Origin of the sequence: Leptolyngbya sp. FACHB-711, assembly GCF_014695615.1 — a bacterium.
In the GTDB taxonomy this organism is placed as follows: Bacteria; Cyanobacteriota; Cyanobacteriia; order Elainellales; family Elainellaceae; genus Leptolyngbya_A.
The window spans coordinates 1-14,551 of sequence record NZ_JACJOR010000565.1; the positions used below are offsets into that span (position 1 = coordinate 1).

General features: G+C 43.7%; 14 protein-coding genes. All 14 read right to left on the reverse strand.

The features are described 5' to 3' along the window. Positions 1–867 (reverse strand): hypothetical protein (locus tag H6F80_RS28015; protein ID WP_242067619.1); only part of this gene is annotated, 867 nt, incomplete at its 3' end. 38 nt (positions 868–905) lie between these two features. Continuing rightward, positions 906–2,015 carry a glycosyltransferase family 4 protein gene (locus H6F80_RS28020; RefSeq protein WP_190794804.1) on the reverse strand — a complete coding sequence of 370 codons (1,110 nt, stop codon included), beginning with the start codon at positions 2,013–2,015 and terminating at the stop codon, positions 906–908. Between the two features lie 234 nt (positions 2,016–2,249). Beyond that, positions 2,250–3,206, reverse strand: a complete 957-nt coding sequence (locus H6F80_RS28025; RefSeq protein WP_190794805.1) for a glycosyltransferase family 2 protein — start codon at positions 3,204–3,206, stop codon at positions 2,250–2,252. Positions 3,207–3,240: 34 nt separating this feature from the next. Continuing rightward, on the reverse strand, positions 3,241–4,455 hold the full coding sequence (locus H6F80_RS28030) for a glycosyltransferase family 4 protein (RefSeq protein ID WP_190794806.1): 1,215 nt from the start codon (positions 4,453–4,455) through the stop codon (positions 3,241–3,243). After that, positions 4,452–5,342, reverse strand: a complete 891-nt coding sequence (locus H6F80_RS28035; protein WP_190794807.1) for a glycosyltransferase family 2 protein — start codon at positions 5,340–5,342, stop codon at positions 4,452–4,454. Before H6F80_RS28035 ends, H6F80_RS28030 begins: the two co-directional genes overlap by 4 nt. Further along, a complete protein-coding gene (locus H6F80_RS28040; RefSeq protein WP_190794808.1) occupies positions 5,339–5,920 on the reverse strand; it encodes an acyltransferase in 582 nt (193 codons plus the stop codon). Before H6F80_RS28040 ends, H6F80_RS28035 begins: the two co-directional genes overlap by 4 nt. Positions 5,921–6,104: 184 nt before the next feature. Continuing rightward, the gene (locus H6F80_RS28045; protein ID WP_277879282.1) at positions 6,105–7,148 is read right to left on the reverse strand and encodes a glycosyltransferase family 4 protein; all 1,044 of its coding nucleotides are present in this window, start codon (positions 7,146–7,148) and stop codon (positions 6,105–6,107) included. 35 nt (positions 7,149–7,183) lie between these two features. Continuing rightward, a complete protein-coding gene (locus tag H6F80_RS28050; protein WP_190794810.1) occupies positions 7,184–8,128 on the reverse strand; it encodes a glycosyltransferase in 945 nt (314 codons plus the stop codon). Between the two features lie 75 nt (positions 8,129–8,203). Beyond that, positions 8,204–9,187 carry a DUF6492 family protein gene (locus tag H6F80_RS28055; RefSeq protein ID WP_190794811.1) on the reverse strand — a complete coding sequence of 328 codons (984 nt, stop codon included), beginning with the start codon at positions 9,185–9,187 and terminating at the stop codon, positions 8,204–8,206. Positions 9,188–9,256: 69 nt separating this feature from the next. Further along, positions 9,257–10,306: a glycosyltransferase gene (locus tag H6F80_RS28060; RefSeq protein WP_190794812.1), complete on the reverse strand. Its 1,050-nt coding sequence runs from the start codon at positions 10,304–10,306 to the stop codon at positions 9,257–9,259. A 62-nt stretch (positions 10,307–10,368) separates the two neighbouring features. Beyond that, entirely contained in the window at positions 10,369–11,418 is a 1,050-nt protein-coding gene (locus H6F80_RS28065) for a glycosyltransferase family 2 protein (RefSeq protein ID WP_190794813.1), read from the reverse strand. A 145-nt stretch (positions 11,419–11,563) separates the two neighbouring features. Continuing rightward, complete coding sequence (locus tag H6F80_RS28070) at positions 11,564–12,670, reverse strand: glycosyltransferase family 4 protein (RefSeq protein ID WP_190794814.1); 1,107 nt, start codon at positions 12,668–12,670, stop codon at positions 11,564–11,566. Between the two features lie 259 nt (positions 12,671–12,929). Continuing rightward, on the reverse strand, positions 12,930–14,018 hold the full coding sequence (locus H6F80_RS28075) for a glycosyltransferase family 4 protein (RefSeq protein WP_190794815.1): 1,089 nt from the start codon (positions 14,016–14,018) through the stop codon (positions 12,930–12,932). After that, positions 14,018–14,551, reverse strand: a 534-nt coding sequence (locus tag H6F80_RS28080; RefSeq protein ID WP_518523676.1) for a hypothetical protein, incomplete at its 5' end; no start/stop codon positions are given. The genes H6F80_RS28075 and H6F80_RS28080, both read right to left, overlap by 1 nt.

The following is a 14,551-nucleotide window of genomic DNA, read 5'->3' on the forward strand; positions in this document are numbered from 1 at the left end:
GCCCGCCACTAGAATTGGAATAACGGTATTTTTGAAGTTATTGTGGGGCAATGTGAGCAAATAGCTCATGATAAAGGTTGCGATGTGGCTAATGAACGTGTTGCGTGTGCCTGATGAAAACGAATGGAACATCACCAGAGCAAAGAGACTGCTCATTACCACAAACTGCCAAAGCGGAAAGGTGTAACGGCGATTCCAGGCAACTGCCATCACCGGCGGAATGATAAAAGATAAAAGACTCAATTCAGTAAGTACACTTGTCCAGTCCCCCAGCCGACCTCGCGCCCAGGGTTCCGAAAAGCGCGGGCCCAGCATTCCCTCAATTAAGGCAGCAGGGTTAAATTGAACCGTTATCAGCATATACAGATAGGCAAAAAATGCCGCCAGCACAACGCCCCAGAAAAGTGTCTGGTTAGAGATCTCTCCCAGCTTTAACCACCGAGAATGCACTGGAGTTGGGGCAACAAGATGTCGCCCGATCGCTAGTCCTGCTAGCCCTAGGAAGACCAGATTGAGCGCATTGGTAGTTCCGCTCGGGTCAATCATATTGTTAAATTCCTCTTGAGGAAAGAGAAATTCAGCCAACGTTAACCCGTATAAACCGAGGATGCAGAGCAGATCGGTCCGAAACAGATTGCGTAATCCTTTACGACTGTCAAACCAGACGCTTACGAGAAAAGCAATCCCAACCCCGATCGCTGCTACTCGCGCCATTGTTGAGGGGGTATCCTCAGCAGGATAAAGGGTATAAGACAGTAATACGCCAAACAGTAGGCAAACAGTTCCCGTTATCGTTGGAAACGGAGGGGTATACAGCTGCGAATCGTCTATAATTTCGGTTTCGTTAAACTCGTTTGACCAAACCATCGATTGCACCCCCGCATTATTATTGTTGGTTATCTTCTCTACCCTTTTCTTCTATTCCCCGCGGCTAAATCCGAAAATTTCTGAAAAACCTCTACCCAGCGTTCTGCTCCAACTTGCGGTGTCCAAGCGACACCTTTCGTAATCGAAGCTTGGCTAGCGGCTGCGATCGTTTCTGGATTAGAAATATAGTGCATCAGGGCAGAATACAAAGCCTTCGCGTCGCCTGCAGGCACGATCGCCCCATTCACTCCTGGTTCGACCAAATCTGGAGCCGCACCCACAGCATCCGAGCAGATAATTGGCAGTCCGGCTCCGAGTGCTTGATTTACAACTACACCCCATCCGTCGTAGCGACTGGGCAACACAAAAATATCGGCTTGCTCAAAGAATTGGGGCAAATACTCTGGATCGTGAAACCCAGCGTAGTTAATAGATTGCTTTGCGTCAGCCGAAATTGATTGCATCATGGTCGGCAATTCGGCTTCACGCCCAACCAGCAACAGCCGTGCTTTGGCTCCGGTTTGAATGAGGCGATCGAAAGCTTGCAGTAGTAAATCTACGCCCTTGCGCTCGATCATCTGTCCGCAAAATAGAATTGTAATAGGATGGCGCGGACGTTGGATTGTTGTTTTAAAATCCGAAAGGTTGCAGTAGTAAGGAATGTTAAAAATGGGGAGTTTTGGGAATCGTTGCTGGTAGTCCTGCTGAGCGCGAGAACCAATTGCCACTATCGCCCGGCATTGCCCTAATCCTGCCGCAAGGAGTCGCTGCACCTGCCCCTTAACGCCCATAGAATTCGCAACCATTCTCTCTCCCCAGAAGATACAGGGAAGTTGTTTGGATTGCGTGTGCAAAATCTGTTGGGCAGCTAGATTTTGATAGCCATTAAACACAATAACATCAGTGTTTTTTAGCTGAGGCAGATGCCAATTGTAATGGAACCGAGATGCTCCCCAGGTAAGGCATCCTCCTAATAAAGTTTTCTCATAGAGCTGAAGCGGTTTCTCCGACCAGGGATTATCAGGATAAGAAGATTCTAAATAAAGAACTTTTAGATCGACTTCAGGACGACAGGATAATTCATAGAATAAATCGCGCTGATAGGGTGAAGGCAAAATTGAGTAAAAGGTTACTTTCAGTCTGTCCATGAAGCGCTCGTGGTGAAATAGCCAAAATAATCAGGCCCTAATTCAAAAACTTTCTTGAGAACGGTAATCTCTCAATTTTCATTTAAATCAAACTTCGTTCCTAGCCTCCAGAAATCGAACTAATGCGGTTCCCTGCTTCCAAAAGAAGCAGAGTTTTTCATGAACATTCACAGGCTAATCCTGAAGAATGAGATCTGTTTCCTTTCAATAAAATTTTCTGAAACCCTTTGATACTCATGACTCTTGAGAAACCTTAAAGCAAGATTTTGGGCCTTCTTTCAATAGAATCCAGGCTTGAAGTAAACCAGAAATGACTCCAGGAATAACTACAAATTGCCGCCAAGGATACCTCAAGTTTGCTTTAAGGAGTACTGTTTTTCGCAGGACATGGTTGTAGAGTAAATGCCAAAACATACTAGGCGTACTGTGCCGGAGAAGGAAAAGCCAGAATCCGGTCGATGTTCTCGAATAATTCACCCGATTTTTTAAGTCGCTCATTCTTAATCCGCCCATTGGTACTTTCAGGTGGATCAGCCAGGCTTTTGGATCATAAACACTTTGATAGCCTAATTTATTGAGTCTTAGAATTAAATCATAGTCATCCCCGTAAGAATTACCACGAAAGCCCTCATCAAATCCACCTACTGCCAGGAAGACCTCTTTGCGCATTGATCCATTGCAAGTTGAGAATGAACAAACCGGAGTGCGGCAATTGCTGTTGCGATCGAACCACAGAGTTTGCTGTAGAGGAGAAAGTTTAGATAAGTATTCAAGACTAGAAGAATTTTGCAGTTCTTCGGGTAAGAACTGCTCTGTATCATCTTTTTTCTGACATTCACGACCAATTACAACGTGGATTGACGGGTCACTATAATTAGCAAGATGTCTTTCAATAAATTGTTGATCGTTAATTTCTACATCGTCATCAATAAAAATAATAATATCGCCCTTTGCTTGCTGTACTGCTGTGTTTCTGGCAATTACAACTTCAGGCTTTTCCTGACTTAACCAGGCTACTCTGGGATCTTGACGAATCTCCTGTAATATTGCCTGACACTCATCGGGCCATGCTGGATTTTGGTCAACGACGATGATCTCAAAATCTGGATATTTCTGTTTTTGGAGAGCCCTGACTGTGTTGAGGAGCGGCTGAAAACGACGATAGGAAGGTACGATTACAGAAGCTTTCATGGTTCAGGTGATATAGTATTTTTAGCTGTGTTAATTAAATGTTTTTTAGTTGTTCAGACAAAGTTTTTGAACACTGAAATAATTTGCTACAAGCACTAGATAAGTCATTAAACTGTGTAGGTTTTATGATTAAGCCTATTAACGCATCTGCGATCGATTCTCCTGCCACTTCTGGCAGAACTAATCCATTTACTCCATCTTTCACCACTTCTCCGCAAAATCTGGACACAATCAGCGGCAATTTCCATGCCTGTGCTTCTAGCTGAGTCAGTCCAAACCCATCAGACATGGTTGGGAAAAGAAATACGTCGGCTTGCTGATAGTATTGAGCTGCTTCGCTGCGCGGCACTGCTCCAAACCAGCGGATGTTCGGTAGGTTAATTTGCGATCTATCAATGCCAATTGCTCCCACAATCAAAAATTCGATCGGCTCATCCTTCAGCTTATCGGCTGCCTCTAACAGTGCAGCAATGCCTTTTCGCAGAATCACCTGACCCAGGAACAGCACCCGCAACGGTCGCTCGGCGGAAAACTTGTCGGGATAAACGCGCTGAAACGATCGTGCCGCTTCTGGTGGACTGTAAGCCAATGGGACGATCTCGATTTTGTCTGTATTAATCCCTGCTTGCTGCAACGCCTGACGCGACCAGTTAGAATTGACAATGATACGATCGGTGATTTCACATTCCTGTTTCCAGGTTTCCCAATATGACGGCGGTACAGGCTGCCAGGACGGAGCCAAAGAAGGATATTTCTGATGTTCGCGGATTACAATTTCTTCTTCTACCGGACCTGGATCAATCTGTCCTAAAACCGTCTGCCATCCCTGAGACTTCGCGTACTTCAGAATTTCTAAAGCCGCATAGCTATAGGTAAACAAGGTGGGACGAATGCCTGCTGCTGAAAATTGGGGAACCATCGTCTGGAGTTGCCGGATCACTCGCTGCTGAAACCAGTTATTGCGAGCAATCATCCGCTCCCATTCGCCTGTTTTTTTGAGTTTCTGGCTCAGTTCAAACTGGAGCAGAGATGCAGTAAACGCCTGAACCGAAGCCGTCTTTAGATCAGGATGAAATCGATCGCGCAAATTGCGTAGTAGGGAACTCGGCAGTGCGTTAAACGCTGAGTTAGGCGGAATCCAAGCATCGGTAATTAGAGACGTGAGCTGACCCGTTTGATGCAGTGATCGGGGAATGGCATAGTGTTCCCGCGCACCAAGCTGACAGCAAATCCAGGATGAACAGTTCATGGCACTTCTAAGCTGGGAATATTGGAAGTTCCGCCGCGACGCAGCCGTAAATAGGACAAGAGCGACTGAGCCGAAACGGTTTGCCGATGGGAGTGCTGTTGCCGGATGAGTCTTGGAATTGAAACCAGCCCTGTCAAAATCCCGCTCCACCGTTGATGCCGCATCAGCCAGGAAACCCGGCTCACGCACTGCATTCCACCCAACCACCATAGGCTCATTGGATATCGAAGATAGGTCAACAACGCTTGATTGGCAATGCTGGCGGCAGTAATCTTGGGGCTGTTGTGATGTTCTAGTTTGGTGTCATGAAACACCCTTAGCCAGGGACTGTATAGAGTTCCCCATCCCAAATGGTGCAGTCGCAGCGAAAGATCGGTTTCCTCCATTCCATAAGCGAGGGGGAGTGGTACATACCCTTTTGTTTGTAGGAAAACTTCTTTGCGGTATGCACAGCCGCACCCAACAAAATCTGCTGCCCAGGTTGCCGTGTATTCATCAGCAGTAATCATTTCATTCTGATGAAAAATCGCAGAGCCAATCACGGCTGCTTTGGGGAACATTTCAAACAATTGAATTAATCGAGCAAAATAATCTGAATCGATCGGATAGGAGTCATCATCGAAGCTGGCAACGATCGAATGTTTGGCACGCACGATCGCAATATTTCTCCCTCCACCAGGCCCCACTTGAATAGAGCTTTTAATGATGACTACATTTGTAAACTCATGGCTCTGCAATACAGATTCAGTATCAGAATCATTGTTGTCGATATGCACAATGATTTCGTCTGGTTGTGGAACACACTGCTGGATCTGTCTGAGGGTTCGCAGCAATTGCTCAGATCGACGATAGGTTGGAATGGCAACCGTAATAGGGCAGGTACTCATTGCTGTAAAGACTTAACCCGTTGCTCAGGCTCTGTTAGCGCATCTCGATAGCGAAGCACTTTTGCAGGAGTGCCGACGGCGATCACCCGTTCTGGAATATCTTTAGTGACGACACTGCCTGCCCCGATCACTGCATCTGCCCCGATCGTGACTCCTTTCAGGACTGTGACATTCGCGCCTAACCAAACGCGATCGCCAATGTGAGTTGGCTTGGCAATTAATGGCTGCGCTAGTGGCGGCAGATCTAAGTTGGTGCCGTGATCGTGATCAGTGATATAGCAGTTGGGACCGATCGCACAGTGACACCCAATGGTAATCAACAGTGACGCATCAACGAATGTATTGCGATTAATGTAGGTATAGCCGCCGATCTGAATTTTGGAATAAGCAGTCCGATCGCCGCTAGATAGCAAAACCACACCGCGATCCAGCGCAACCGCCGCTTCAATTTCAATGTCGCTAAAGTTTCTGGGAATCTCGATCTGCCGCATCCAGACATATCCCTTGAGCTTAACGCCCAGCGATCGGTAATACAGATTACGCCAGCGACTTTTTAAGCCTTCTATCTTTTGCAGCATAAGCTGAGATCAGCAAGAACTATTGACTTATTCAGAGGTCAGGCGTTGATGTCCGGAGAACAAAATTGTGATTAGGGCAATAATCTTGCCATTGAGGACAGTGGGTAGAGAACGCCATCCTTTAAGAGTTTGCCGTAATGCTAAAATTTCAAAAGTTAAGAGCCAACTTCATAAAATCAAAGCATTACCTTCCAGTAGAGCATGCTAGTGAAGCATAGAGTTCCTCCGTTTTCATCGCAGTTTTAACCCAGGAAAGTTCCAGCGCCCGTTCTCTGGCAGCTTTAGCCATCTGGTTTTGCGTGAGCTGGCATTGAAAAAGTTCTATAATTGCTTGAGCCATCTGATTGGCATTTCCACTATCGATCAGCATTGCACACGCTTCGTTCACATACTCTGGAATTCCGCCAACCCGCTCTGTGATGACAGGTAGTCCGCAAGCAATCCCTTCTAATAAAGCGTTGTTAGCAGTTGCATTCTTGATCGCTAAAACCAGGCAGGAAGATGACTGATAGGTTGCTAGCAGTTGTAAATCTGTCAAGCCGTTCATAACCTCCACATTGTCTAAATCAGAAAAATAGGAAGAGAAAACTTGTGCCCCAACAACCTTGATTTTAATTTTCTGATATTGCTTGAGCTTAGAGGCAACTTCTCGCAGCAGGGGAAAGTTTCTTCGGTAGCTGCCTACTGAAAGCACAATAAACTCATCTGCGGTCTTCTCATTTTTAGCAGGCGTAAAAAAATTTGTATCGATGCCGTGCGGAATGAAATGTATTTTATGAGATGGCACTCCACTGCTTTCAAAGAAGGCTCGCTGGGTCTCACTCATAATGATTACTGCGTCAAGGCTCTGTAGACGTCTTTTAAAGCCTAAAATCTGCGGCAGATCATCAGGACAGGCATGAAATGTGCAGCAAAGGGGAATTGCATCAGAGGATTTAACAAGAGGAAAGTATCCTAAGTCCCGTTCAGCCCATAAAAAATGAACTAAATCTGTTTTCCCCACTCTAAGCTGCTGCAATAGTGTCCATTCAAGTTGCAAAGAACTGGTTCTGTACCATCGAGATGTTGAAAAGGATCGAACTGCGCGATTAATAATTTTAGCAACGATACTGCTAGGTTCCCTGCGCTGTGCGGAGAGTACTTTGCAGGATGAGACATAGTTTGAGAGAGCTGAGTAGCTGGAGTACGATCCAAACCCATAATTTGAGTAAACTAGCAGTGGATTCATTGGATAGGCACTCCCTTTATTTAATCAATCAGCGTTTAATAAACCAGCGATCGCTTGAGCTGTGCAATTTGTTCTGCTGCCGCAAACCCAAATAAGCGATAAATGATTTGATAAGACTTTGGAGCAGCTGCTTCAGATGGGATGAAATGACGCTCAGTGGACTGGATTTTTGCGGCTAACTGTTTTGCCCAGCCTCGATTGCTTGACCAGATCATTCGCGCACACTCAAATCGAGCTTGGTTGATGGAATGCTGCCGTTCAGCAGTCAGTAAACCTTGTTTCTTCAGATGTTCCTCTAGACGATCCTTAATCAATAAGCGCTGCTCCTGCGTTTTGGATTTGTCCTTCTTGCAGAGCGTTGATTCGCTCCATTGACGATACACTGCGCCAGCATGAAAACAGTACTCAAATCGCTTTCCTGCTATCAGTAAACGCAAATATAATTCATGTTCTTGACAGCAAGGCTGATCTGGCTTCCAACCTCCAACCTCTAACAGTGCCTGTTTTCTCCAGAGCGGACTGCCTGTCTGAGGTAAAAACCAGCGAGCAAGCAAAATCCAGGGATCATGGGGTTCAGGAATTGGTAGGACTTCACGTCTGGAATTATCCTTTTGCCAATATTCATAAATGGTAGGGCTGTAAATAATATCGGCATTTGGAACCTGTGCCAGATATTTGACCTGCTGTTCAATCTTTTCGGGAAGCAGGTAATCATCTGCGTCCAGGTATTGCAGCCATTCACCGGTGCTGAGTTCTAGCAATCGATTGCGGGCTGCGTTGCCTCCCCAATTTTCTCCAGTTTCCCACAGTATACGATCGCCAAAGCTTTTAATAATTTCAAGGCTACGATCGCTCGAGCCATCATCCACGACAATCACTTCCTTGTGCGGATAGGTTTGATCGAGGGCACTTTGAATTGCTTGGTTAATCCAGTGATCGGCGTTGTAACAGGGAATGAGAATGCTAACCTTTGGCAGCATGGTAAACTATTTATAGTTGGAATACTAGAGTTGAAAATAGCAATCCTGACAGGATTCATACAAAAGTTTTTGAATCTAGCAAAGAAACTTTTCTATCTTCTGCCAAATGATCTCAGCAGGAATTTGAGTATTTGATTGAAACACACAAAAGAAAAAATTACGTTCTCCCTCAAACCAACTTTCAGGCTGCCATTTGGTATATTGGTCTTCATGCCAGACCGATTCTTTCCCCGAATAAATACAATTGGGAATTCGGACGTGATATTGATCTAAAAGTTCCTTCATCTCGCAGAAACTATAGTATAGTGCGTACTCAGTCCAGGGTATGTTTCTAATGAGATAAGTTTTATAGTCTAAAAGCTGTTCTCTTAAAGCAGATTTCCTTGGCAGAACTCTACAGGATAACCATGACAATAGTAAAATAAGGTTTCTTCGTTTAGAGCTAGAAAACTTCAGTCCCGAAGTAAGTTCAGCGTTTGATAGTTGTCTCAGATACTGCTGTAGCTGCAAAACCACATCCCTACTTAAGACAGCAGGAGTCACATTGTAGCAATTATGTTGAGAACGTGGCTTAAGTTTCAGGGCATTTCGTGACCACTCATACCATAATTTATTCTCATATTGATCCGAGTCGATCGCATAATATACTGCCCGGCCCTCTTTCACCAGATCCGAAAACTGTACAGGCTTGGCACAAATAACGTCTGCATCTAAAGTGAGATAGAAGTTAGTTTTAATATGATTGGCAATAGCTAGTTTAATAAGTTGCTGCAGATACCAGCCCTTAACTGAAAAAAAATTAAGTTCAGGGATTAAAGTCGATTCCGAGATAACGCAAAATTTTTCCTGCCTTACTCGTTGACTGATTTCCGAAAACTGAGCATCCGGAACTACAATCCAGATTGTTCCGAAAAGCTCCTTACAGAAAACGTTAAGAGATTGCTGCAGGATTTCGAATCTTTCATAGTCATTAAGCGTGAGTGGAAGAACTGCATCTAACTTCTGGCAGCTCAACTCAGTATCTGCGCTTACAAAATCTATATCTGTTTCAATTGCCATCGCTTTAGCCTATAATCACTCTTCCGGTCTCAATCCCTTCTCAAACTCTAATCAATTTCCAGGTTCTACTTAATGAACACGAAAATCAGTCCATTCACCAGCAGCAACTTGATAGATATGGCTGGTATATTTATTACGCTCCAGAAGAATCCTCCGAATCGCCCCCATACACTCTACCCTGAACGTCCAATTTCTAAAACGGGATTCCTCATCCAGACGGTTAGGAGTCATACCGAGAAGTGTAAGTTCTAGATAGCGTTTTACTTTCGAAAGTAATTGCCATTGCCAAGTCCACTGAACGGGCCATCTGCTGTCGTTAAATTTGTAGGTGAACATAAATGGGTCAGCGCCTAGTGCTCCTGCTCCCTGCGATCTGCTTAGCGCTTTAAGATATTTGAGGGTTAAACGTTCAGCTTTAATTGCATGACGAATCTGGATACGAGGATCAAAGGCGAACCGATAGCCAAGGCTGTGCATTAACCAGCACAGTTCCAGATCTTCGCCAGTCACACTCATGTTTTTTCCGCGTTGAGTATCGTTGAAGAAACTGTATCCTTTCTCAATGCACTGTCGGAGTGGTTTAACCCGAAAAGTCGAACCTGCGCCAGCAATAACGCCTGTTTTAGCAATCACTGCCCCCCCGGAAAGCTTTACCTCAATATCTGCCAGCATCGGTTGAGCACAGGCATAACGCCCGCGTACCCATGAAAACCACTGCGGTACAGGCTGCTCAGCGTGAAGGCTATTCTTTGAACCCACCATTCCTACATCTGGATACTGATTAAATAACTCCAGCGTATAGCAAATAAATCCAGGTTCTATAAAATTATCATCGTCAACGATGCTAATTAGTTCACCCTGTGCTTCCTGGACTCCTCTTAAAAAGGCATTTACTTTGCCGATACGAGGTTCAAGTAAAACGCGTCCGTCTAAGTTAAGACGTTGTAGAGTAGAAGCAGCAATTTCAGACGTACGATCGCTCGAAGCATTATCAACAACAATCACTTCAAAGAGATATCTAGAAATATCAGTTTGGTTGGCGATCGCTTCTAAAGTTTGCTGAATTGTTTTTTCTCCGTTATATGTACAAATGAGGAGAGTAATGCTAGGTCGTTTCATAAGATATTGCGGAAATTACTGTCTAGATGTACTTTCTCAAAGATTTGGTTCTACTACTCTATTTAGAGCACACGAAGCTCAGTCCATTCTCCTGCAGCAACCTGACGAATATGCTTAGTATAGTTACTACGTTCAACCATTATTCTTTTAATTTGTCCACTGCAATAAACCTTAGAGACCCAATTTCTGAATCGACGTTCTTCTTCTGATTTCCCAACTTCCCCGGGAAAGAATACAAGTATGAAATATCGCTTTAATTTAGACAGAAGCTGCCACTGCCAAGTCCACTGAATAGGCCATTTTTCTTCACAATATTTATAGGTAAACATGAATGGATCAGTACCTAGGCTTGCTCCACCTTGCGTTCTACAGAGAAGCTCGAAATATTTCAAATTCAACCGTTCTGGATCAATCGCATGACGGATTTGAATACGGGGATCATAAGCGAACTTATAACCGAGACTACGCATTAGCCAGCACAGTTCCAGATCTTCGCCAGTCACACTCATGTTTTTTCCGCGTTGAGTATCGTTGAAGAAACTGTATCCTTTCTCAATGCATTGTCGGAGTGGTTTAACCCGAAAAGTTGAACCTGCACCAGGAATAGAAGCAGTTCGAGCAATTGTTTTACTGCCTTGCGCTACTGTTTCGATATCAGCAAGCCAAGGTGGTGAGCAAGCATATTGACCACTTACCCATTTAAACCAAGGAGGAGGTGATTGATCAACAAAAATACGATTAAAAGAACCTATTACGCATACATCTGGATATTGGTCAAAGATTTCAAGCGTATAGCGAATGAATCCTGGTTCTATGAAGTTATCGTCGTCAATAATGCTAATTAATTCGCTTTTAGCCTCGTGGGTTCCCTTTAATAAGGCATTCATTTTTCCAAGCCGAGGTTCAGTTAAGACTCTTCCGTTTATCCCAGAGCGTTCAATGGTCTCTGTAGCAATTTGAACAGTACGATCGCTAGAGGCATTATCAACAACCAGAACTTCAAAGAGATCCCTGGAAATATCAGTTTGATTGGCGATTGCTTCTAAAGCTTGCTGAATTGTTCTTTCTCCGTTATGAGTACAGGTCAGGAGAGTAAGCTTAGGGTATTTCATTTTGGAGTAGAAAGGAAAACGTGAAGGACAATTCACTGGTTATACTTTAAATACAATGTTCAGGTTTGAAGTTTCCCTTTTTTCAGGTCAGCTAGGGGGATTGCCAGCTTCTTACTACTTACAAACGAATTGTCAAAGTATTAAGTTATTCTGCAACAGAGGCATAAACCTCTATCGTTTTAGCTGCAGTTTCCTCCCAGCTAAAGAGTTTGGCTCTTTCGTATCCTTTCTTGATTAAACACTCGCGTTCAATTGGGCAATCAAGTAACCAAAGCAGAATCTCAGTTAAATCAGCAGTTGATGCTGGATCAAACATAATTCCGGCATTCCCAACTACTTCAGGAAGACTTGAATTATTAGAAGTAATTACTGCTGTTCCACATGACATTGCCTCTAATGGAGGGATTCCAAATCCCTCGTATAATGATGGATAAATTAAACCAATGCTACATCGATACAGTTTAGCTAAGTGGTTATCACTAGGGTACTCATAATGCAAAATCTGTTGCTCTAAACCGAGTTCAGCAATCAACTTCTGTTCATTTAATTTGAAGGGCGCGCCAGCAACACAGAGGAAAAGATCAGGTTGGATAGAAACAGCTTTAGCGAAAGCTTGAAGGCAGCGATCGAAATTTTTATGAAACTCACGGCCGCCGACATAAATATAGTAGGGGTTAGATGGAACTGATTCAGCACCATAAGAGAGAGTAGCATCAATGCTAGAAGCCAGATGGGTGACTTTTATTCTTTGTTCTGGAATTGAATAATATTTGATTAAGTCTCGCTTGGTATTCTCGGAAACACAGATAATTGCCTGAGCTGCCAATATAGCTTCCTGTTTGAAAAACCTTTGCTGTCCTGAAGGATCTAATTGTTCAGGAAAGATTTCTGGAAATAAATCATGAACGGTTAATACAACGGGGTATCTCAAGCGGGAGTGGTAGCTTGAAAGAGCGCACCGAGCAACGGACATGTAGTAAGTGGGATGAACAATATTGAATTGACCTAAAAGAGCAACAGTTCTAAAATAAACTTTTTCATACCAGCTATAAATATCTTTCGGTAGAGTCTCTTTACCCGAGCAATAATACAACTTAAGGTTAGAATGCACTGGATAACTATTGCTGCCATCATTAGTCGTAATAGCTGGAGTAAACTCAGAAGGCAGATTTTGGATGATGTTCTGAAAATATCGATTTATTCCACGGTTTCTACAAATACTGTAGATCTGACCATCATATAGAATCCTCATGTGGCTTTTAGAATATTACTTGGAATTTGATGAAATTTTAATTATTAACAGCAGTTGAATAGTTCAGTCCTAAATATTAGGAAGAAGGAAACTTGAAAAATTGAATCAAGAAAAAGAACCACCTTTACCTAGAAAATCTTCTGATTCCAATGAAATTAATTAGTACCTGTTTTATAAGCTTGTCTTTAAGTTATAAGTACTAGAATCATCATGAACACTGAAGCTTGTCTAATCAATACTTAATTCTCCAAAAATTGCTTTAGCCTATAGGAAATTGATAGAGAAGGCAAGTTTTTTCTGCAATTGTTTCCCAGCCAAGCCGATCGCATTCCTGGTTCACCTGTTGCCAAAGAACTGCTAGATCAACAACCGTGCTGTGTTGCATTGCTCTCACTAAACCCTGCTCATCCTGTGAGTCGTACAGTAACTCTGATGCAGTGCCCAAGGTTTCAGAAATTCCTGGCGATCGTGGTGCAATAATAGGCTTACCATAGGACATTGCCAGAATTAAGCTGCCGGACGTCAGGACATTTTCAAATGGCAAGACAACGACGTCTGCGGCACTGAAATAAATTGGAATTAGATGGTCTTTTACAAAGCCTAAATGGAGGATTGCTCCTTTTGTTCCCGCTACCTGTTTGGTTAACTGTTGTCCATAAACATCATCTAAGGTTTTTCCAGCAATTAACAGGGTATGGTTTGCAGCCACCTCTGGATTGCGCTGCCACGTCTGCAAGAATCGCTCAATGCCTTTGTAGGGGCGGAGCATTCCTAGGCTGAGATATATCTTGCCAGTGGGCGGTAATCCGAGAATGGCTCTAGCTTCTGCGGGAGCAATTGCCTTTCCATATACGGTACGATAATGACCATGAGGAATTACAGTTGCTTTGCCAACATCAAATCGATATAGCTCGGCTAATTCAGAAAGAGATGCATAATGATGAACAATAATGCGATCGACCAGTTTTACAAACTGCCGAATTGTCCAGAGTTCTAGTTGAGGAAATAAAGCCTCGTGGGAGAGACGATTATGAATTGTCCAGGCAATCTTAACGCCTGTAGCACGAACGATCAGAATATCAAGAAGGAACTTAATTGAATAGACCGATCGCTGTAACCAATTTGTCCCTTTAATATAGGGACTGATCCAATGCAGGTGGAGAACTTGCGTTGAGTCAGCACAGTCTTGTAGTGCTCGAAAGATGGGAAAAACTCGCCGATATCCTACTGGAAAGTAAACCTCTGTTTCCTGCTGTTGTAAGGCTTCTGCTAACAGTGCTTGATAGGGATTATCAGCTCGGTAGTCGGGCATCATTAGTACCCGTAGTGAATTGGTTGGTTGAGACATTATGCCTTTAATGCCTTAAGAAATTCTTGCTGAACCAATTGTTGAATACCCTCTCCGTACATTAGATGTCGGATAGCTCCAACATAGTGGCGGCAGGGTAAATCCTTTAAGCCTTCTGCTAGGTTAACACTATACTCATCGGGTAATAGTTCAACACCGTACTTAGAGCTAAACAAAGCATAGAGAGTTTGTTCAATTCGCCAGAAGTGCCCTAAAATATCCGGCAGAGACAGGAACTCTTCAACCCAGATGAGGTTGATGGAGGCTTTGTGAATTAACCCCAATCCTGAGTTAAACCGATCGATCACTTCAATGTTACACTTCTCGCCAACGATTGCTGGATCAACAGTATAGGCACTCTTAACATCACCATTAACTGTATTGAGCAAGTAATTCGGGTCTTCAATGCGCTGAAGCAGAGCGGTTGGTTCCCGAAAAAATAGAATATCGCTGTCGAGTAGCAGCATTCGATCGCTTTCCAGATAGCTGGCAAAGTCAAAAACTTTGGGAGCCAGGTGATTAGTTTTACGAAA